Source organism: Burkholderia sp. Bp8986, from assembly GCF_003854225.1.
Lineage (GTDB): Bacteria > Pseudomonadota > Gammaproteobacteria > Burkholderiales > Burkholderiaceae > Burkholderia.
In genome coordinates this window covers 54,583-75,310 of sequence record NZ_QTQM01000019.1, presented here as the reverse complement: position 1 = coordinate 75,310, position 20,728 = coordinate 54,583, and the positions used below count along the sequence as shown (strand labels likewise).

Annotated in this window: 18 protein-coding genes; 13 read left to right on the top strand and 5 right to left on the bottom strand. The window is 68.0% G+C overall.

Translation table 11 applies throughout. The features are described 5' to 3' along the window. The first annotated feature begins 35 nt into the window (after nucleotides 1-35). The 7 genes from DID99_RS18675 (at nucleotide 36) to iscX (ending at nucleotide 5,353) form a co-directional block, all read left to right on the top strand. Nucleotides 36-1,259, top strand: a complete 1,224-nt coding sequence (locus tag DID99_RS18675) for an IscS subfamily cysteine desulfurase (RefSeq protein WP_044848191.1) — start codon at nucleotides 36-38, stop codon at nucleotides 1,257-1,259. 68 nt (nucleotides 1,260-1,327) lie between these two features. Continuing rightward, nucleotides 1,328-1,735, top strand: coding sequence for a Fe-S cluster assembly scaffold IscU (gene iscU, locus DID99_RS18670; protein WP_009691729.1), 408 nt, complete (start codon nucleotides 1,328-1,330; stop codon nucleotides 1,733-1,735). 64 nt (nucleotides 1,736-1,799) lie between these two features. Beyond that, nucleotides 1,800-2,123, top strand: coding sequence for an iron-sulfur cluster assembly protein IscA (gene iscA, locus DID99_RS18665; protein WP_011885413.1), 324 nt, complete (start codon nucleotides 1,800-1,802; stop codon nucleotides 2,121-2,123). Between the two features lie 95 nt (nucleotides 2,124-2,218). Next, nucleotides 2,219-2,746: a Fe-S protein assembly co-chaperone HscB gene (hscB, locus tag DID99_RS18660; RefSeq protein WP_044848201.1), complete on the top strand. Its 528-nt coding sequence runs from the start codon at nucleotides 2,219-2,221 to the stop codon at nucleotides 2,744-2,746. Between the two features lie 54 nt (nucleotides 2,747-2,800). After that, nucleotides 2,801-4,669 carry a Fe-S protein assembly chaperone HscA gene (gene hscA, locus DID99_RS18655; protein ID WP_124667274.1) on the top strand — a complete coding sequence of 623 codons (1,869 nt, stop codon included), beginning with the start codon at nucleotides 2,801-2,803 and terminating at the stop codon, nucleotides 4,667-4,669. Nucleotides 4,670-4,757: 88 nt separating this feature from the next. Beyond that, nucleotides 4,758-5,099 (top strand): ISC system 2Fe-2S type ferredoxin, encoded by a 342-nt coding sequence (fdx, locus tag DID99_RS18650; RefSeq protein ID WP_124667273.1) that lies wholly within the window; start codon nucleotides 4,758-4,760, stop codon nucleotides 5,097-5,099. A 44-nt stretch (nucleotides 5,100-5,143) separates the two neighbouring features. Beyond that, nucleotides 5,144-5,353, top strand: a complete 210-nt coding sequence (iscX, locus tag DID99_RS18645; RefSeq protein WP_040144569.1) for a Fe-S cluster assembly protein IscX — start codon at nucleotides 5,144-5,146, stop codon at nucleotides 5,351-5,353. Between the two features lie 126 nt (nucleotides 5,354-5,479). Here iscX and DID99_RS18640 read toward each other — a convergent pair whose 3' ends face one another. From DID99_RS18640 to DID99_RS18620, 5 genes are all read right to left on the bottom strand, one after another. Then, nucleotides 5,480-6,235, bottom strand: a complete 756-nt coding sequence (locus DID99_RS18640; protein ID WP_124522148.1) for a glycine zipper 2TM domain-containing protein — start codon at nucleotides 6,233-6,235, stop codon at nucleotides 5,480-5,482. A gap of 345 nt (nucleotides 6,236-6,580) precedes the next feature. Beyond that, nucleotides 6,581-8,107, bottom strand: coding sequence for a lysine--tRNA ligase (lysS, locus tag DID99_RS18635; protein ID WP_124488307.1), 1,527 nt, complete (start codon nucleotides 8,105-8,107; stop codon nucleotides 6,581-6,583). A gap of 75 nt (nucleotides 8,108-8,182) precedes the next feature. Next, nucleotides 8,183-9,287 (bottom strand): peptide chain release factor 2 gene (prfB, locus tag DID99_RS18630; RefSeq protein WP_124488306.1). Its coding sequence is split into 2 segments (ribosomal slippage): nucleotides 8,183-9,205 and nucleotides 9,207-9,287, totalling 1,104 coding nucleotides; the frame shifts between segments, so codons are not numbered across the junction. A gap of 181 nt (nucleotides 9,288-9,468) precedes the next feature. Continuing rightward, nucleotides 9,469-11,166 (bottom strand): single-stranded-DNA-specific exonuclease RecJ, encoded by a 1,698-nt coding sequence (gene recJ / locus DID99_RS18625; RefSeq protein WP_124667272.1) that lies wholly within the window; start codon nucleotides 11,164-11,166, stop codon nucleotides 9,469-9,471. Between the two features lie 10 nt (nucleotides 11,167-11,176). Continuing rightward, nucleotides 11,177-12,253, bottom strand: a complete 1,077-nt coding sequence (locus DID99_RS18620; protein ID WP_185733789.1) for a regulator — start codon at nucleotides 12,251-12,253, stop codon at nucleotides 11,177-11,179. Between the two features lie 146 nt (nucleotides 12,254-12,399). On the opposite strand from DID99_RS18620, the gene DID99_RS18615 reads away from it, so the two are divergent. The 6 genes from DID99_RS18615 (at nucleotide 12,400) to DID99_RS18590 (ending at nucleotide 20,728) form a co-directional block, all read left to right on the top strand. Further along, nucleotides 12,400-13,653 carry a lipoprotein-releasing ABC transporter permease subunit gene (locus tag DID99_RS18615; protein WP_044848183.1) on the top strand — a complete coding sequence of 418 codons (1,254 nt, stop codon included), beginning with the start codon at nucleotides 12,400-12,402 and terminating at the stop codon, nucleotides 13,651-13,653. Beyond that, nucleotides 13,646-14,404: a lipoprotein-releasing ABC transporter ATP-binding protein LolD gene (gene lolD / locus DID99_RS18610; RefSeq protein ID WP_081051465.1), complete on the top strand. Its 759-nt coding sequence runs from the start codon at nucleotides 13,646-13,648 to the stop codon at nucleotides 14,402-14,404. The genes DID99_RS18615 and lolD overlap by 8 nt, the downstream gene beginning before the upstream one ends. A gap of 64 nt (nucleotides 14,405-14,468) precedes the next feature. Beyond that, complete coding sequence (locus DID99_RS18605; protein WP_044848181.1) at nucleotides 14,469-15,257, top strand: TatD family hydrolase; 789 nt, start codon at nucleotides 14,469-14,471, stop codon at nucleotides 15,255-15,257. A gap of 57 nt (nucleotides 15,258-15,314) precedes the next feature. Beyond that, on the top strand, nucleotides 15,315-17,822 hold the full coding sequence (locus DID99_RS18600; protein WP_124667270.1) for a DNA internalization-related competence protein ComEC/Rec2: 2,508 nt from the start codon (nucleotides 15,315-15,317) through the stop codon (nucleotides 17,820-17,822). Between the two features lie 232 nt (nucleotides 17,823-18,054). Continuing rightward, a complete protein-coding gene (locus tag DID99_RS18595; RefSeq protein ID WP_044848179.1) occupies nucleotides 18,055-18,900 on the top strand; it encodes an alpha/beta fold hydrolase in 846 nt (281 codons plus the stop codon). Between the two features lie 175 nt (nucleotides 18,901-19,075). Then, entirely contained in the window at nucleotides 19,076-20,728 is a 1,653-nt protein-coding gene (locus tag DID99_RS18590; RefSeq protein WP_124488302.1) for a CTP synthase, read from the top strand.

The following is a 20,728-nucleotide window of genomic DNA, read 5'->3' as shown; positions in this document are numbered from 1 at the left end:
CACATAGTCCCTGCACAGAATACCCGGAGCGACAGATGACCCAAGAGACTCTCCACCTGCCCATCTACATGGATTACAGCGCGACGACGCCGGTCGACCCGCGCGTGGTCGACAAGATGGTGCCGTACCTGCGCGAGCAGTTCGGCAACCCGGCATCGCGTAGCCACGCGTACGGCTGGGATGCCGAGCGCGCGGTCGAGGAAGCGCGCGAACAGGTGGCTGCGCTCGTGAACGCGGATCCGCGCGAGATCATCTGGACGTCCGGCGCAACGGAATCGGACAACCTTGCGATCAAGGGTGCCGCGAACTTCTACAAGGGCAAGGGCAAGCACATCGTCACGGTGAAGACCGAGCACAAGGCCGTGCTCGACACCTGCCGCGAGCTCGAGCGCGACGGCTTCGAAGTCACCTATCTCGACGTGAAGGAAGACGGCCTGATCGACCTCGACGTGTTCAAGGCCGCGCTGCGCCCGGACACGATCCTCGTATCCGTGATGCACGTGAACAACGAGATCGGCGTGATTCAGGACATCGAGACGATCGGTGAGATCTGCCGCGAGAAGGGCATCGTGTTCCACGTGGACGCCGCACAGTCGACCGGCAAGGTCGAGATCGACCTCGCGAAGCTGAAGGTCGACCTGATGTCGTTCTCGGCGCACAAGACCTACGGCCCGAAGGGCATCGGCGCGCTGTACGTGCGTCGCAAGCCGCGCGTGCGCATCGAAGCGCAGATGCACGGCGGCGGCCACGAGCGCGGCATGCGTTCTGGCACGCTGGCGACGCACCAGATCGTCGGCATGGGCGAAGCGTTCCGCATCGCGCGTGAAGAAATGGCGACCGAGAACGAGCGCATCCGCATGCTGCGCGACAAGCTGCTGCGCGGCCTGTCGCAGATCGAGGAAACGTACGTGAACGGCGACATGGAGCACCGTGTCCCGCACAACCTGAACATCAGCTTCAACTTCGTCGAAGGCGAGTCGCTGATCATGGCGATCAAGGACGTCGCGGTGTCGTCGGGCTCGGCTTGCACGTCGGCGTCGCTGGAGCCGTCGTACGTGCTGCGTGCACTCGGCCGCAACGACGAACTCGCGCACAGCTCGATCCGCTTCACGGTCGGCCGCTTCACGACGGAGCAGGACGTCGACTTCGTGATCAACCTGCTGAACAGCAAGATCGCGAAGCTGCGCGAACTGTCGCCGCTCTGGGAAATGCACCAGGAAGGCATCGATCTGTCGACGATCGAATGGGCCGCACACTGAACACCGCATTGAATACATTCGCGGGCGGATTTGCGCACGCAGACGTAACGAGTCAAGGAGTTTGAGTCATGTCATACAGCAACAAGGTTCTGGATCACTACGAAAACCCGCGTAACGTCGGTTCGTTCGCGAAAGACGACGACGCGGTCGGCACGGGCATGGTCGGCGCGCCGGCCTGCGGCGACGTGATGAAGCTGCAGATCCGCGTCGGCGCGGACGGCGTGATCGAAGACGCGAAGTTCAAGACGTACGGTTGCGGCTCGGCCATCGCGTCGAGCTCGCTCGTGACCGAGTGGGTGAAGGGCAAGACCCTCGACGAGGCACTGTCGATCAAGAACACGCAGATCGCCGAAGAGCTGGCCCTGCCGCCGGTGAAGATTCACTGCTCGATTCTCGCGGAAGACGCGATCAAGGCAGCCGTGGCCGACTACAAGAAGCGCCACGACACCAAGGAAGGCGATCAGGCAGCAGCCTGAGCGGCATCGAGCGGCTTGTGAAGGATCGCGGCGGGCCCGGGTGGCGCGCCGCGGCAAGGACATCATGGCAATTACACTGACCGAAAAAGCAGCACAGCACGTCCAGAAATACCTCGTCCGTCGCGGCAAGGGTGTGGGCCTGCGGCTTGGCGTTCGCACGACCGGGTGCTCGGGGCTCGCGTACAAGCTCGAGTATGTCGACGAGCTGGCTCCCGAGGATCAGGTGTTCGAGAGCCATGGCGTGAAGGTCGTCGTCGACCCGAAGAGCCTCGCGTACATCGACGGCACCGAGCTCGACTTCGCACGCGAAGGCCTGAACGAGGGGTTCAAGTTCAACAACCCGAACGTGAAGGACGAGTGCGGCTGCGGCGAATCGTTCCGCGTGTGACGCGGGGTTTCCGCGCGATGCGGGCAAGAGGCGGCACGGGCCGCCTTTTTAATGTGCGGCGTTTGCCGCGCGACGAACCGGAATTGAACGCGACGATGGTTTCGCTGAAAGACAGCCACTTCGATCTGTTTCACCTGCCGGCGCAATTCGCGCTCGACGAGACGGCGCTCGACAGCGCCTATCGCACGGTGCAGACGCAGGTGCACCCGGACCGCTTCGCGGCGGCCGGCGACGCGCAAAAGCGCATCGCGATGCAATGGGCGACCCGTGCGAACGAAGCCTACCGCACGCTGCGCGATCCGCTGAAGCGCGCGACCTATCTGCTGTCGCTGCGCGGCGTCGACATCGGTGCCGAAAACAACACCGCGATGGAGCCCGCGTTCCTGATGCAGCAGATGGAGTGGCGCGAAGGCATCGAGGATGCCGCGGCTGCCCGCAACGTCGACGCGCTCGATGCGCTGCTCGCCGAGCTGCGCGACGAAAAGCGCGTGCGCCTCGAGCGCCTCGGCACGCTGCTCGACAGCGCGGCCGACCAGGCCGCCGCCGAGGCCGTGCGCCAGCTGATGTTCATCGAACGGGTCGCGTCGGAAGTGGGCGCGCAGATCGAGCGCCTCGAAACTTAACCGCGTGCCTCGCGGCACGCGCAGCAAACGGGCCGAGCGCCCGAACGAACCAAGATGGCTTTACTGCAAATTTCCGAACCGGGCATGGCGCCGGCGCCGCACCAGCGGCGACTCGCTGTCGGGATCGATCTCGGCACGACGAACTCGCTCGTCGCGGCCGTGCGCAACAGCGTGCCCGAAGTGCTGCCGGACGAAGCGGGCCGCGCGCTGCTGCCGTCGGTGGTCCGTTATCTGGAGAAGGGCGGCCGCCGCATCGGTCACGAAGCGAAGGAGCAGGCCGCGACCGATCCGCGCAACACGATCGTGTCGGTCAAGCGCTTCATGGGCCGCGGCAAGGCCGAGGTCGAAGGCGCGGCGAACGCGCCGTACGAATTCGTCGATGCACCCGGCATGGTGCAGATCCGCACGATCGACGGCGTGAAGAGCCCGGTCGAAGTGTCGGCCGAGATTCTCGCGACGCTGCGTTACCGTGCGGAAGACACGCTCGGCGACGACCTGGTCGGCGCGGTGATCACGGTGCCCGCGTACTTCGACGACGCGCAGCGCCAGGCGACGAAGGACGCCGCGCGCCTCGCGGGCCTCAACGTGCTGCGCCTGTTGAACGAACCGACTGCGGCCGCGATCGCCTATGGTCTCGACAACGCGGCCGAAGGCCTCTACGCGGTGTACGACCTCGGCGGCGGCACGTTCGACCTGTCGATCCTGAAGCTGACGAAGGGCGTATTCGAAGTGCTGGCCGCGGGCGGCGATTCCGCACTCGGCGGCGACGATTTCGACCACGCGCTGTTCGGTCACGTACTTGCGCAGTCCGGCATCGACGCGAAGGCGCTCGCGCCCGAGGACGTGCGCCTGCTGCTCGATCGCGTGCGCGTGCTGAAGGAAGCGCTGTCGTCCGCGCCGCAGGCGTCGCTCGACGTGACGCTGTCGACCGGTGCACACCTCGTGCAGACGATCTCGCACGACACGTTCGCCGCGCTCGTCGAGCCGCTCGTGCAGCGTACGCTGACGCCGACCCGCAAGGCCCTGCGCGATGCGCAGGTGAGCCCGGCCGACATCAAGGGCGTCGTGCTGGTCGGCGGCGCGACGCGCATGCCGGTGATCCGCGAGGCGGTCGCGAAGTATTTCGGTCAGCCGCCGCTCGTCAACCTCGATCCGGACCAGGTCGTCGCGCTCGGTGCGGCGATCCAGGCCGACCTGCTCGCCGGCAATCGCGGCAGCGGCGACGACTGGCTGCTGCTCGACGTGATCCCGCTGTCGCTCGGCGTCGAGACGATGGGTGGTCTCGTCGAGAAGATCATTCCGCGCAATTCGACTATTCCGATCGCGCGTGCGCAGGAATTCACGACCTTCAAGGACGGCCAGACCGCGATGGCGATCCACGTCGTGCAGGGCGAGCGCGAGCTCGTCGCCGACTGCCGCTCGCTCGCGCGCTTCGAGCTGCGCGGCATCCCGCCGATGACGGCCGGTGCGGCGCGCATCCGCGTGACCTACCAGGTCGATGCGGACGGGCTGCTGTCGGTGTTCGCGCGCGAGCAGCATTCGGGCGTCGAGGCGTCGGTCGTCGTGAAGCCGTCGTACGGCCTCGCCGACGACGACATCGCGAAGATGCTCGAGGACAGCTTCAAGACCGCCGAGATCGACATGCGGGCACGCGCGCTGCGCGAAGCGCAGGTCGAGGCCGAGCGGATGATCGAGGCGACGCAGGCGGCGCTGGCGGCCGACGGCGAATTGCTCGACGACGCCGAACGCACGCAGGTCGACGCGCTCGTCGCGGCGCTGCGCATGATCGCGCAGGGCGACGACACGGACGCGATCGAGACCGCGACCAAGACGCTGGCCGACGGCACCGACGAATTCGCGGCGCGCCGGATGGACAAGAGCATCAAGCGCGCACTGTCGGGCCGCCGCCTCGACGAGATCTGAACGAACGAACTGCACGCGGGCCGGCGACGGCCCGCGCGATATTGAACCGTGCGGCGCCAGCCGCCGCACCCTGACTGACGGAACGGACATGCCTCAACTGGTGGTGCTGCCTCACGTCGAACTGTGCCCGGACGGCGCAGTGATCGACGCGACGCCCGGCAAGAGTATTTGCGACAACCTGCTCGACCACGGGATCGAGATCGAGCATGCGTGCGAGAAGTCGTGCGCGTGCACGACCTGCCACGTGGTGATCCGCGAGGGCTTCAACGATCTCGAGCCGTCCGAGGAGGACGAAGACGACCTGCTCGACAAGGCATGGGGCCTCGAGCCGACATCACGCCTGTCGTGCCAGGCGATCGTGAAGGAAGATTCGGACCTGGTGGTCGAGATCCCGAAGTACTCGATCAACCACGCGAAGGATAATCACTGACGAATCGGCGGGGCGGACTCGCCACGTATACGGGAGAGCAGGCCATGAAATGGACCGATTCGCGCGAAATTGCCATCGCGCTGGCAGACAAGCATCCGGACGTCGATCCGCAGCGGATCAATTTCGTCGACCTGCGCCAATGGGTCATCGAGCTGGACGGCTTCACCGACGACCCGGCGCACTCGGGCGAGAAGATCCTCGAAGCGATCCAGGCTCACTGGATCGACGAATCGGACTTCGACGACGAAGACTGAGGTTCGCGCCGACGCCCGCACCGCGTGGCGCCGGCAACGCTCCCGCAAAAGGAAAAGGCTCGCGACGCGTCACGAGCCTTTTTCATTTCCGCTCGGCGCAAGAGCCGCGCGGCGATTCGTCATGCATTACGAGCCGACCAGCGTGCCGTTCTCGATCCGCACGCGCTGGCCCTGGCCGAACGGCGGCGGGTTGTGGTACGTGAACGTGCGCGTCGCGCCGCTTTCCATCTGGACCTGCACCTGGTAGTCGGTTTCCGCGCGCACCTGCTTCTCGACCTGGTTGCCGGCGAGACCGCCGCCGAGCGCGCCGATGATCGTCATCGCGGTGCGGCCGTTGCCGTGACCGAACTGGTTGCCGAGCAGGCCGCCGGCCGCTGCGCCGCCGACCGCGCCGATCCCCGAGCTCTGGCCCGGCGTGCGCGTCTGCGTGATCGCTACGACCGTGCCGCAGGTCTGGCAATAGGCCGGCTGCGCGGGTGCGGACGGCTGTTGCGCGTATTGCGGCGGTTGCGGTGCCGGCGTATGGCGGTGGTGCGTGGCTGCCGGACGCGGCGCGGGCCGCGGCTCGGCTTGTGCCGCAGCCGCCTTCTCAGCAGCGGCTTTCTCGGCCGCAGCCTTCTGCGCGGCCTGTTCGGCTGCCTGCTGCTGCGCTTGCGCGGCGAGCGCGGCGCTGGCTGCCGCGGCCGTATCGACGGCCGGCTGCGACGCGATCAGCGCGGCCTGGGTCTGGCCGTTCTGCGCGTTGTTGCTGCTGGCCTTCGGGAAGATGCCCGTGATCGCGGCAGTGGCGGCGAGGCTGGCGACGATGACGGCGCCTGCGGCGGTCGCGATGAGCGGGTGCAGGCGTTGCTTTTGCGGCGTGGTTTGATTCTGGTTGTCCATTTTCTTCTCCGGTGTCGACCCGGTTTCGCACGTTGGCGCTGGCCGGATCCCACGCTCGGGAGCGAGCAGACTTGGCGTTCCGGCGCCTCGTTCTGGTCCCGTGGTCATGCGTGGTGACGCAACAGGAGTGTCGTCCACGAGCGAGCGGCGCACCGTATCAAGGTGTAACGAATTGCAGCGCGGGATCGGCGTTTGCTACAGGGAAAACCCGGAGAAGGCCGTCGCGACGAGGGAATAAAACGGGGGAGGATCGAAAACCGGTGAACGCCGGCAGGCGGGATTTACGCGTGGTTACAAAGCTGACGCGTGCGCGCCGCAGGGCGCGGCGCACACGCTGGCACGCCGTCAGTCTTCGCGGCGCAGGTGCGGGAACAGCAGCACGTCGCGGATCGTCGGGCTGTCGGTCAGCAGCATCACGAGACGGTCGATGCCGATCCCGCAACCGCCCGTCGGCGGCATCCCGTGTTCGAGCGCGCGGATGTAGTCGGCGTCGAAGAACATCGCTTCCTCGTCGCCGGCATCCTTCTGCTCGACCTGCTTCTTGAAGCGCGCGGCCTGGTCTTCCGGATCGTTCAGCTCCGAGAAGCCGTTCGCGATCTCGCGGCCGGTCATGAACAGCTCGAAACGCTCGGTGATGCCCGGCACCGTGTCCGACGCGCGTGCGAGCGGCGACACTTCGACCGGGTAGTCGATGATGTAGGTCGGCTCCCACAGCTGCGATTCGGCGGTTTCCTCGAACAGCGCGAGCTGCAGCGCGCCGATGCCGGCGTTCAGGAAGGCCGGCTGCGACACGTCGACGCCGAGGCGCTTCAGTTCGGAACGCAGGAACGCGTCGTCCGACAGCTGGCCGTCGGTGTACTGCGGCGCGTACTTCTGGATTGCCTGCGTGATCGTCAGGCGGTGGAACGGCTTCGCGAGATCGAGCTCGCGGCCCTGGTACTGGATCGTCGCGGTGCCGAGCGCATCGATCGCCGCCTGGCGGATCAGCTGCTCGGTGAAGTCCATCAGCCAGCGGTAGTCGGTGTACGCGGCGTAGAACTCCATCATCGTGAATTCCGGGTTGTGGCGCGGCGACACGCCTTCATTCCGGAAGTTGCGGTTGATCTCGAACACGCGTTCGAAACCGCCGACGATCAGGCGCTTCAGGTACAGCTCCGGCGCGATGCGCAGGAACATCTGCATGTCGAGCGCGTTGTGGTGCGTGACGAACGGCTTGGCCGCGGCGCCGCCCGGGATCGGGTGCAGCATCGGCGTCTCGACTTCCATGAAGTCGGCGTTGTCCATGAACTTGCGGATCGACGCGATGGTCTTGGTGCGCGCGCGGAACGTGTCGCGCGTTTCCGGCGTGACGATCAGGTCGACATAGCGCTGGCGATAGCGCATTTCCTGGTCGGCGAGGCCGTGGAACTTGTCCGGCAGCGGACGCAGCGCCTTCGACAGCAGGCGCAGTTCCTTGCACTGGACCGACAGCTCGCCCTTGTTGGTGCGGAACAGCACGCCGCGTGCGGCGACGATGTCGCCCAGGTCCCACTTCTTGAATGCGTCGTAGGTTTCCGCGCCGACGTCGTTCGGCGTCACGAAGAACTGGATCTGGCCCGAACCGTCCTGCACCGTCGCGAAGCTCGCCTTGCCCATCACGCGCTTGAGCATCATGCGGCCGGCGACCGACACCTCGACCGGGTTCGCTTCGAGCGCGGCCTTGTCCGAGTCGGCGAATTTCACCTGGAGATCGGCGGCGTGATGCGTCGGCCGGAAATCGTTCGGATAGGCGACGCCTTGCTCGCGCAGTGCGCGCAGCTTCTCGCGGCGCTCGGCGATGATCTGGTTTTCGTCCGCCGCGACGGCGGGCTGCGTTTGGGTCGGTTCGGTCATGATGGTCGGAATTCGGAGTGGGTGCGGCAACGCAACGGGAAGGGCGGCGCGACCGGAGGGGCCGCGCCGCGGCGCTTACACGCCCTGTTTGAGGCTCGCGCTGATGAAGTCGTCGAGATCGCCGTCGAGGACGGCTCTCGTGTTGCTCATTTCGACGTTCGTGCGCAGGTCCTTCACGCGGCTCTGGTCGAGCACGTACGAACGGATCTGGTGGCCCCAGCCCACATCGGTCTTGCTCGATTCGAGCTTGTCCTGTTCGGCCTGGCGCTTGCGCATTTCGACTTCGTACAGGCGCGATTTCAGCATCGCCATTGCTTCGGCGCGGTTGCGGTGCTGCGAGCGGTCGTTCTGGCACTGCACGACGATACCGGTCGGCATGTGCGTGATCCGCACCGCGGAGTCGGTCTTGTTGATGTGCTGGCCGCCCGCGCCCGATGCGCGGTACGTGTCGATGCGCAGGTCGGCCGGGTTGATCTCGACTTCGATCGAATCGTCGATTTCCGGATAGACGAACACCGACGAGAACGACGTGTGACGGCCGCCCGACGAGTCGAACGGCGACTTGCGCACGAGGCGATGGATGCCCGTTTCGGTGCGCAGGAAGCCGTATGCGTATTCGCCCGTGACCTTGACCGTCGCGTTCTTGATGCCGGCGACGTCGCCGTCGGACTCTTCGAGCACCTCGGCCTTGAAGCCCTTGCGTTCGCAGTAGCGCAGGTACTGGCGCAGCAGCATCGATGCCCAGTCGCACGCCTCGGTGCCGCCGGCGCCGGCCTGGATGTCGATGAAGCAGTTGTTCGGGTCGGCCGGGTTCGAGAACATCCGGCGGAACTCGATGTCGCCGACGCGTGCTTCGAGCTTCTTCGCGTCGTCTTCCGATGCGACGAGGGTGTCTTCGTCGCCTTCCTCGCGTGCGAGCTCGAACAGGTCGAGCGCATCGCGCAGGTCGCTATCGAGCGCCGTCAGCGTCGTGACGACGCCTTCGAGCAGCTTTTTCTCGCGGCCGAGCGCCTGGGCGTTCTTCGAATCGTTCCAGACGTTCGGGTCCTCGAGTTCCTTGTTGACTTCGGTCAGACGCGCAGCTTTGGCGTCGTAGTCAAAGATACCCCCGAAGCTCGCCCGCGCGGTTGCGCAGGTCGAGCAGGGAGCTTTCGATCGCGTTGAGACGTTCCGCTTCCATGATCGTTCGCTGTTCTTGCTTCGTAAAAAAGCGGAATTATAGCCGATCGGCAGGGTTTCCCGGTGACGCGGAGTGTGCTTGCGCGCGCGCCGCGGCCCCGTCCGGCGCGGCGCGCATGTGGTCCGCATGGTTCGCACATGGCCCGCGGGCGCCGCGGGCCGGGTGGCCGGCCGGTCGGCGCTCAGCCGGCCGCGTGTTCGACGATCAGCTGGACGCGCGTCACGCCGTTCCACGTGTCGGCCACGAGGCGGTACGCGATCAGCGCGCTCGCCGGCAGCGGCTCGGTGTGGTTGAACCAGATCGCGTTGAAGCGCTGGCGGCCGCGCGCCAGTTGCAGCTTGAGGTGCTTTTCCTTCACGAGCGACTGCGACACGACGTCGAATTCGCCGGAGAAAAGCGGGGCCGGAAAGCCCTGGCCCCAGACGGCTTCGTCGAGCAACCCGACGAACTGCGGCGTGAAATACGCTTCCTCGAGTTCGCCGTCGGTCTCGATCACGCGCGCCAGCGCGTCGTCGGACAGCCATTCGCGCGCGACGGCCTCGAACGCGGCCGCGAAGCGCGGCACGTTGTCGGTGTCGAGCGTGAGACCGGCCGCCATCGCGTGGCCGCCGAACGCGACGATCAGGTCGGGCTCGCGCTTCGACACGAGGTCGAGCGCATCGCGCAGGTGGAAGCCGGGAATCGAGCGGCCCGAACCCTTGACCCGCGTGCCGGCCTCGTCCGCATGCGCGAACGTGAACGACGGGCGGTGGAATTTCTCCTTGAGCCGTCCGGCGACGATGCCGATCACGCCCTGGTGCCACTCGGGATTGAACAGCGTGATCGTGCACGCGTCGGCCGGATCGACGTCGGCGAGATCGGCGAGCGCCTGCTGCTGCATGCCGGCCTCGATCTCGCGGCGCTCGCGGTTCATCACGTCGAGCTGCTGCGCGAGGTCCCACGCGCGGCCGATGTCGTCGGTGATCAGGCACTCGATGCCGAGCGACATGTCCGAGAGCCGCCCGGCGGCGTTCAGGCGCGGGCCGAGGCCGAAGCCGAGGTCGAAGCCCGATGCGGTGCGCGCCTCGCGGCCGGCGGCGCGGAACAGCGCGGCGATACCCGGCTGCATGCGGCCGTTGCGGATGCGCTGCAGCCCCTGTGCGACGAGCACGCGATTGTTGCCGTCGAGCCGCACCACGTCGGCGACGGTGCCAAGCGCGACGAGGTCGAGCAGCCCGTCGAGACGCGGTTCGGCCTCCTTGCTCGCGAATGCGCCGCGGTGGCGCAGCTCGGCGCGCAGCGCGAGCAGCACGTAGAACATCACGCCGACGCCGGCGATATGCTTGCTCGGGAACGCGCAGCCGGGCTGGTTCGGGTTGACGATCGCGCGCGCGGCGGGCAGCGCGTCGCCGGGCAGGTGGTGGTCGGTCACGAGCACGTCGATGCCGCGTGCGTTCGCGGCCTCGACGCCCGCGACGCTCGCGATCCCGTTGTCGACGGTGATCAGTAGGTCGGGCTTGCGCGCGGCCGCGAGTTCGACGATCTCTGGCGTGAGCCCGTAGCCGTATTCGAAGCGGTTCGGCACCAGGTAGTCGATTTGCGCGCCGAACATCCGCAGGCCGCGCACCGCGACCGCGCAGGCGGTCGCGCCGTCGCAGTCGTAGTCGGCGACGACCAGCAGGCGCCGCTGGTCGGCGATCGCGTCGGCGAGCAGCGCCGCGGCGTCCGCGCAGCCTTTCAGTTCGGTGGGCGGCACGAGGCGCGCGAGCGCCGTCTCGATGTCGGTCGGGGACTGCACGCCGCGCGACGCATACAGGCGCGCGAGGACGGGATGCAGGCCGTGGCGCGCGAGCGCTTCGGCGTCGGCGGGCGCGACGGGGCGGGTAACGATCCGGGTCATACAGGTCGGGTTATTCGAACAGGGATGCCAGCGCGCGGCGGCGCCAGAACTTGCGCAGGTCGCCGCGCGTCGCGTGCAGCGTCACGGAGCTGGTGTCGCCGCACAGCGTGAAGTCGACGCCGGCCAGCTCGCCGTTCTGCAGCGCGGCGAGGGCGGGCGCGAACCAGTCGCGCTCGAGCGCGGCGAGCGCGTCGTGCCAGCGTGCCCAGTCCTGTTCGATGAACGGGGCGGACAGCGTGGGCAGCTCGACGAGCGTCGCGCCGGCGGCGGCGGGTAGTGCGCCGAATGCGGCCGGCACGGCGCCGGCCTCGGCCTGCGCCGCGCGCGCGAGGCCGAGCGCGGCGGGCGACACGGACAGCACGCGCGCGAACGGCTTGCCGACCGGCTTCAGCGTGCCCTGCGCGTGGAACCAGATCGAATTGACGGCGGGCAACCCGCGCGCTTCGCGCGCTTCGTTGACCGGATGCTGGAACCACGCCATCTGCACTTCGTTCTGCAGCTTCATCCACATCCGCGAGCGTTCGCCGGTGTGCGCCTCGTGCGGCAACCAGATCTCGATGTTGCGGCCGCTGGCGCGCAGCGGCGCGGCACCGGCGAGGCGGGCGAGCTGCTCGCTGGACAGGTACCAGCGCGCCGGATGCGGCGCTTCCAGTCGCACGCCGAGCTCCTCGATCAGCGGGCGCGCGACCGCCAGCAACGCGGCGGCGTCGCCGTCGGCGAGCGCGAGGCTCGCCGGGTCGACGAGCACGAGGTGATCGTGCGCGATTTCGACATGGACGGGCTCGACGCACGCCCAGGCCTGGGTGCCCGGGTCGCCGCCGTCCGCCAGCAGCATGTAGGGCGCGAGCGGCGCCTCGTCCGCGGCGTTGCCCTGGGTCGCGCCGAACCGGCGGGCCAGCCAGCGCTCGTGCGGCAGCGTGCGCTGGAAGTCCTCGCCGGCCACGCGCTCGACGAGGCTCGCGCGGGCGAGCAACTTTTCGAGCGCGGGGCTGTCCAGCGTGTGCAGGGACGAGGCCGCATCGGCCGCCGACGGCAGCGCGAACGGAACGAGAAAATGGAGGCGTCGGTCGTGCATGATGGTGCGCATTGTATGGCAAACTGCGCGCGTGATCGGGCCGGCTGACGGTCCGATTGGGCCCGATTGCGTCCGGCGACCGCTTTTTTCGACCGCGCCCCGGGCGGCGCTCCGGCCTCGGGCCGCCATCCCCGCCGTAACCAGCACAAAGGATTCGCTTGAAACTTCCGTACGAATGGCAGATCGGCTGGCGCTACACGCGCGCCGGCAAACGCACGACCGGCAACGGCTTCATTTCCTTCATCGCGCTCGTGTCGATGCTCGGGATCGCGCTCGGCGTCGCGGCGCTGATCGTCGTGCTGTCCGTGATGAACGGCTTCCAGAAGGAAGTGCGCGACCGCATGCTGTCGGTGCTCGCGCACGTCGAGGTGTTTTCGCCGACCGGCTCGATGCCCGACTGGCAACTGACCGCGCAGGAAGCGCGCCGCAATCCGTCGGTGACGGGCGCGGCGCCGTACGTCGACGCGCAGGCGCTGCTCACGCGCCAGGACGCGGTGAGCGGCGTGATGCTGCGCGGCGTCGAGCCGTCGCTCGAACCGCAGGTGTCGGACATCGGCAAGGACATGAAGGCAGGCCAGCTCGCCGCGCTCGTGCCCGGCCAGTTCGGCATCGTGCTCGGCGACGCGCTCGCCGGCAACCTCGGCGTGACGGTCGGCGACAAGGTCACGCTCGTCGCCCCCGAAGGCACGATCACGCCGGCCGGGATGATGCCGCGGCTCAAGCAGTTCACGGTCGTCGGCGTGTTCGAGTCGGGCCACTACGAATACGACAGCACGCTCGCGATGATCAACATCCGCGACGCGGAGGCGCTGTTCCGGATGGCCGCGCCGACCGGCGTGCGGCTGCGGCTCACCGACATGCAGAAGGCGCCGCAGGTCGCGGTCGAGCTGTCGCATACGCTGTCGGGCAGCCTGTACATCCGCGACTGGACCCAGCAGAACAAGACCTGGTTCTCGGCCGTGCAGATCGAGAAGCGGATGATGTTCATCATCCTCACGCTGATCATCGCGGTGGCCGCGTTCAACCTCGTGTCGTCGCTCGTGATGACGGTGACCAACAAGCAGGCCGACATCGCGATCCTGCGCACGCTCGGCGCGCAGCCGGGCTCGATCATGAAGATCTTCGTCGTGCAGGGCGTGACGATCGGCTTCGTCGGCACCGCATCGGGCGTCGCGCTCGGCTGCCTGATCGCGTGGAGCATTCCGTGGCTGATCCCGATGATCGAGCATCTGTTCGGCGTGCAGTTCCTGCCGCCGTCGGTGTACTTCATCAGCGAGCTGCCGTCCGAGCTCGTCGCGGGCGACGTCATCAAGATCGGCCTGATCGCGTTCGTGCTGTCGGCCGTCGCGACGCTCTATCCGAGCTGGCGCGGCGCGAAGGTGAAGCCGGCGGAGGCGCTGCGCTATGAATGATCGCGCGACCGCATTCGCGGATTCACGACAACCCATCAGACAGGACTCGGCAGGTATGCAGGAATACGTGCTTCAGGCGCGCGGGATCACGAAGGCGTTCGTGCAGGGCGGCTTCAACGTGCAGGTGCTCAACAACACCGAGCTGACGGTGCGGCGCGGCGAGAAGCTGGCGGTCGTCGGCGCGTCGGGCTCCGGCAAGAGCACGCTGCTGCACGTGCTGGGCGGCCTCGACGAACCGAGCGCGGGCGAAGTGTCGCTGCTCGGCAAGCCGTTTACGCAGCTCGCCGAGCGCGAGCGCAACGAGCTGCGCAACCGCGCGCTCGGCTTCGTCTACCAGTTCCATCACCTGCTGCCGGAATTCACCGCGCTCGACAACGTCGCGATGCCGCTGCGCATCCGCCGGATGACGACCGAGGACGCGCGCGCGCAGGCACAGGCGATGCTCGAACGTGTCGGTCTCGGCCCGCGTGCGAAGCACCGGCCGGGCGAGCTGTCGGGCGGCGAGCGGCAGCGCGTCGCGATCGCGCGCGCGCTGGTGACGAAGCCGGCCTGCGTGCTCGCCGACGAGCCGACCGGCAACCTCGACGGCACGACGGCCGATACCGTGTTCAACCTGATGCTCGAGTTGTCCGAGACGCTCGAAACGAGCTTCGTGATCGTCACGCACGATCCCGAGCTCGCCGCGCGCTGCGACCGCATCATGCGCCTGCGCGACGGCGTGCTGCACGAGGAGCCGGCGCTGCCGGTGTGAACGAACGCCTCCGCCGTGCCGCCGGACGAGTCCCGGCGTTGCGGCGGGGCGCAGGAAAGCCGCCATGTGGATCGATACGCATTGCCATCTCGATGCCGCCGAATTCGACGCCGACCGCGACGCGGTCACGCAGGCGGCGCGTGCGGCCGGCGTGTCTCGCATCGTGATTCCGAGCATCGGGCGCGACAACTTCACGACCGTGCGCGAACTGGCGCAGCGCACACCGGGCGCGGTCTATGCGCTCGGCATCCACCCGATGTATACGCCGCACGCACGCGACGAGGATCTCGACCGGCTGCGCATGGAGATCGAGGCGAGCCTCGACGATCCGCGCTTCGTCGCGATCGGCGAGATCGGGCTCGACTACTTCGTGCCGGGGCTCGACGAAGCGCGGCAGCAATTCTTCTATCAAGGGCAGCTCAAGCTCGCGCGGGAATTCGACCTGCCGGTGCTGTGCCACGTGCGCAAGTCGCAGGACCGCGTGCTCGCCGGGCTGCGCCGCTTCGGCGTGCGGCGCGGCATCGCGCATGCGTTCAACGGCAGTTTCCAGCAGGCCGACGCGTATCTCGCACAGGGGCTGCATCTCGGTTTCGGCGGCAACGTGACGTTCGGACGCGCGTTGCAGATCCGCCGGCTCGCCGCGCAGTTGCCGCTCGACGCGATCGTCGTCGAGACCGACGCGCCCGACATCGCGCCCGAATGGGCGTACAAGTCCCGCAATGCGCCCGACCAGGTGCCGCGCATCGGTGCCGTGCTCGCCGAGCTGCGCGGGATCGACGCGCACGCGCTGTCCCTATCCACAACGGCTAACGCGCTCGCCGCGCTGCCGCGACTCGCCCTTTCGTCCGCATAATCGTTGCCGGAAGGCGCCGTCTCGACAGCGGCGGCGCCAGGTCGACGAGGAGGCGCGATGCGCGTGTGGTGGATCGCGTTCGCGCTCGGCGTCGTCGTGCTGCAGCGGCAGGCGGCGTTGCCGGGCGCGGGCGGCTGGGCAGGCGGGGCGGCGGTGCTGGCCGGTTGCGGCGCGCTGCTCGCATGGTGTGCGCGGCGCCGTCGAACCCGCGCGATCGTCGCGCTCCGGTGGGTGCTGTGCGGGTGCGCCGCCGGTGCGATCGGATTCGGCTATGCGGCCGCGCGCGCCGAATGGCGGCTGCGTGACAGCCTGCCCGTCGAGCGGGAAGGGCGCAACATCGTCGTCACGGGCGTGATCCGCGGGTTGCCGGTGATCGACGACACCGGTGCGCGACTGCTGTTTGCCGTCGAATCGAACGATGCGGCGCTGGCCCGGTTTCCTCCCGTGATCCGGTTGTCGTGGCGCACGTACGGCGCGCCCGGAGCACGCGACGCGACGCCCGATTTGCGCGCCGCGCAGCGCTGGCGCCTCGTCGTGCGCCTGAAGCGTCCGCATGCCGAGGCGAATCCCGGCGTGCGAGACAGCGAGGCGGCATGGCTCGCCGCGGGCATTCGCGCGATCGGCTATGTGGTCGCGCCCGAGCGGGCGGAACTGCTCGACGCGCGTGCGTCGGGATGGCGCGCGTCGATCGATCGGCTGCGCGACGCGCTGCGTGCCGGTATCGGCGATGCGCTCGGCAGCGGCGCGCGCCATCACGGCATCGTGACCGCGCTCGCGGTCGGCGATCAATCCGGCATCGGCGACGACGCGTGGCGCGTGCTGCGCAATACGGGCACGAGTCATCTGGTCGCGATCTCCGGGCTGCACGTCGGGCTCGTCGGCGCGCTCGCCGGCGGGATCGCATCGATCGTCTGGCGGCGTCTGCGCTGGCGAGGACGTGCGGCGGCGCTGATGATTCCCGCGCCTTACGTGGCTTCGGTTGCCGCGCTGACGGCAGCCGCCGGCTATGCAGCGCTCGCCGGCTTCAACGTGCCGGCGCAGCGCGCATGGTGGATGATCGCGGCCGGTGCGGCCGCCTATCTGGCCGGACGCAGCGTGCCGACGTCCACGGTGCTGTGCGCGGCGCTCGGCGGCGTGCTGCTCGCCGATCCGTGGGCCGTGTTGTCCGCCGGGTTCTGGCTGTCGTTCGGCGCGGTCGCGGTGATCCTGATGGCGGTCGCGGGCTGGCGTGCGGTGCGCGAATTCGACGGGGGCGACAGGCACGACAGCGGCGACGGTGCGGGGGATGGCACCATCGCGGTCGACCGCTGGAGGTGGCTGCGAGCAGGGTGCGCGCGTGCCGGGCGCCGAATCGCGGAGGCCACGCGCGTGCAGTACGCGGTGACGATCGGCCTCGCGCCGCTGACGGCAGCGTGGTTCGCGCAGATCTCGGTATCCGGCCCGTTCGGCAATGCGTTCGCGATCCCGTGGGTCAGCGCCGTCGTGACGCCGGTCGTGCTCGCCGGTATCGGGTTGCCCGCGCCGTTGGACGGCTATGCGTTCCGGCTCGCGCATGCGGCGCTCGAACCGATGATGGCGCTGCTGGGGCATCTCGCCGACTGGCCGGCCGGCGTATTCTGGCTGCGCATGCCCGACTGGCCGGTGTTGATGCTGGCGTGCATCGGCGTCGCATGGGTGTTGATGCCGCGCGGCTGGCCGCTGCGCTGGGCCGCGCCGATCACGTGGCTGCCGCTGCTTGTGCCGGCGCCGGATAAACCGCCGCCGGGCGGCTTCCGGCTGACCGTGCTCGACGTCGGGCAGGGCGCGTCGGTGCTGGTCGAGACCGCGCGCCGGACCTTGCTGTTCGATGCGGGGCCGGGGCCGGAGTCGACCCATGCCGGCCAGCGGATCGTTGCGCCGTCGTTGCGCTCGCGCGGAATCCGGACCGTCGATACGCTCGTGCTCAGTCATGCGGACGCCGATCACGCGGGCGGCGCGGCGGCCGTCTATGCGGCGGTCGAGGTGCGTCAGCTGCTTGCCGGCATCGCGCCGCGGCACCGGCTGTGGCGCGACGCGCAGGCGGCCGGCGTGACCGATCGGTTGCCTTGCGCGGCCGGGCAGCGGTGGAGCTGGGACGGTGTCGTGTTCACGATGCTGTGGCCGCCGCGCATGGCGGGGGCCGGTCCGTCGAACGAACAATCGTGCGTGCTGCGCATCGACGCGGTGGGCACGTCGGCCCTGCTGACGGGCGACATCGAGGCGCGCGCCGAGCGCCGCCTGGTGGCCGATGCGCGCGACGCGCTGGCCGCGCAGATCCTCGTCGTGCCGCACCATGGCAGCCGCACGTCGTCGGTCGAGCCTTTCCTCGATTCGGTCGGGCCGCGCGTCGCGGTATTTCCTGTAGGCTATCGCAATCGCTTCGGGCATCCGCACCCGACGGTCCTCGCGCGCTACGAGGCGCGCGGGATTCCGCTGCCACGCACCGATCGCGACGGGGCCGTGCGGTTCGACGTCGCGCCGGCGGACGGCGGTTTTGCGTTCGAGCGTTATCGCGATGCGCAGCGACGGTACTGGATGGACCGGTGAGTTGGTGTGATGGCGCGCAGCAGGAACGAAGAGACCGGACACGTGCTGGAGCAGCGGAGCCCGCCGATCGCGAAGCATGGGGCGGGAGTAAGTGCTAAAGCACCAACTCCGGTCGACCGCGAAGCATGGGACGGGAGTAAGCGCTAAAGCGCCAACTCCCGTCGACCGCGAAGCATGGGACGGGAGTAAGCGCTAAAGCGCCAACTCCCGTCGACAAAGGAGACATTGGCGTTTGAAGGACATCCTCCACTTCTCGCATGCGAACGGTTTTCCGGCCTCGACGTACCGGACGATCTTCGCCGAGCTGGCAGACGACTACGACCTGCGTTACATCGAGCGCATCGGTCACGACCGCCGCTACCCGGTGACGCGCGACTGGCCGCATCTCGTCGAGCAGCTGCTCGACGACATCGGCAGCCGCTACGAGCGCCCGGTCTGGCTCGTCGGCCATTCGCTCGGCGGCTATCTGTCGCTGATGGCCGCGCTGAAAAAACCGCACTGGGTGCGCGGCGTGGTGATGATCGATTCACCGATCATCGCGGGATGGCGCGCCGGCGCGCTGCGCGCGAGCCAGTGGGCCGGGCTCGACGAGCGGCTGTCGCCGGCGGCCGCGACGCGCAACCGGCGCACGCGCTGGGCGAGCCGCGACGAAGCCTGGCGGCACTTTCACGAGAAACCCGCGTTCGCGCGCTGGGACGAGCGGATGCTGTCGGACTACATCGACCACGGCATCCCGCAGGCGGGCGCCGACGGCGAACGCGCGCTCGCATTCGACCGGCAGGTCGAATACCTGATCTACCGGACGCTGCCGCACACGCTCGGCCCGCGGCTCGCGCACGGCGCGCCGGTGCCGCTCGGCTTTCTCGCCGGCACGCGCTCGCGCGAGGTGCGGCAGGTCGGGCTCGAGGCGACGCGCCGCGCCGCGCGCGGGCGCATCGAATGGATCGAGGGCAGCCACCTGTTCCCGATGGAGCGGCCGATCGAGACGGCCCGCGCATTGCAGCGGATGCTGAATTCGCTGAAAACGGCGGAGGGCGGCGTGCCGCGCGACAGCGCGGCGCTCGCGAACAGCGCCTGACGCCTTGGTCCGGTGCTCCGCGTCCGGCGTGCGCGGTTGCACCGTCCGGCCGGCCGGTTCGCCCCGGCGCGCACGGCTGGCGCGGCACAACGCGAAAGGGCGGGATCATCGCGTCAATTGCTGAGAGAAGGGCGGGCTTTACGGTATAATCCGTTTTTCCCGCGAGCATCCAGCGATGACCAAATATGTTTTCGTCACCGGCGGCGTAGTTTCTTCCCTCGGCAAGGGTATTGCCGCCGCCTCTCTCGCCGCGATCCTCGAATCGCGCGGTCTGAAAGTCACCCTCCTCAAACTCGATCCCTACATCAACGTCGACCCCGGCACGATGAGCCCGTTCCAGCACGGCGAAGTGTTCGTGACGGAAGACGGAGCGGAGACCGACCTCGACCTCGGCCACTACGAGCGCTTCATCAGCACGAAGATGCGCAAGGCCAACAACTTCACGACCGGCCAGATCTACGAATCGGTGATCCGCAAGGAACGCCGCGGCGACTATCTCGGCAAGACCGTGCAGGTGATTCCGCACATCACGAACGAAATCCAGGCGTTCATCGAGCGCGGGGCGGCATCGGCCACCTGCGGCGAACCGGACGTCGCGATCGTCGAGATCGGCGGCACGGTCGGTGACATCGAGTCGCTGCCGTTCCTCGAGGCCGCGCGCCAGATGAGCCTGCGCCTCGGCCGCAACAGCGCGTGCTTCGTGCACCTGACGCTCGTGCCGTACGTCGCGACGGCCGGCGAGCTGAAGACGAAGCCGACCCAGCACAGCGTGCAGAAGCTGCGCGAGATCGGCATCCTGCCGCACGTGCTGCTGTGCCGTGCGGACCGCCGCATCCCGGACGACGAATCGAAGAAGATCTCGATGTTCTCGAACGTGCCGGAAGACGCCGTGATCTCGGTGTGGGACGCCGACAGCATCTACAAGATTCCGCAGATGCTGCACGACCAGGGCCTCGACCGGATCATCTGCGAAGAGCTGAAGCTGTCGCCGAAGGACGCCGACCTGAGCATGTGGTCGGAGCTCGTCGAGAAGCTGGAAAACCCGAAACACGAAGTGACGATCGGCATGGTCGGCAAGTACGTCGATCTGACCGAGTCGTACAAGTCGCTGATCGAGGCGCTGCGCCACGCATCGCTGCACACGTCGACCAAGGTCAACATCGAGTACATCGACTCGGAAGAGATCGAGACGAACGGTGTCGACAGCCTGAAGCATCTCGACGCCGTGCTGGTGCCGGGCGGTTTCGGCCGTCGCGGCACGGAAGGCAAGATCGCGGCGATCCGCTATGCGCGCGAGGCAAAGGTGCCGTACCTCGGCATCTGTCTCGGCATGCAGCTCGCGGTGATCGAATTCGCGCGCGACGTCGTCGGCCTGAAGCAGGCGAACAGCACGGAATTCGATCCGGAAACGCCGGAACGCGTGGTCGCGCTGATCACCGAGTGGCACGACCGCGAAGGCAAGGTCGAGACGCGCACCGAGGAATCCGATCTCGGCGGCACGATGCGCCTCGGCTCGCAACGCTGCCCGATCAAGCCCGGCACGATGGCCGAAGAGATCTATGGCAAGGACGTGAACGAGCGCCATCGCCACCGTTATGAAGTCAATAACCGCTTCGTGCCCCAGCTCGAAGCCGGCGGCCTTATCATCAGCGCCCGTACCCCGAGCGAGGATCTGCCGGAAATGATGGAGCTGCCGCGCTCGATGCACCCGTGGTTCGTCGGCGTCCAGTTCCACCCGGAATTCACGTCCACGCCGCGTGACGGTCATCCCCTCTTCAAGTCGTTCGTCGAAGCCGCGCTCGCCAACAAGCAAGCGCGCGGAGTGTAA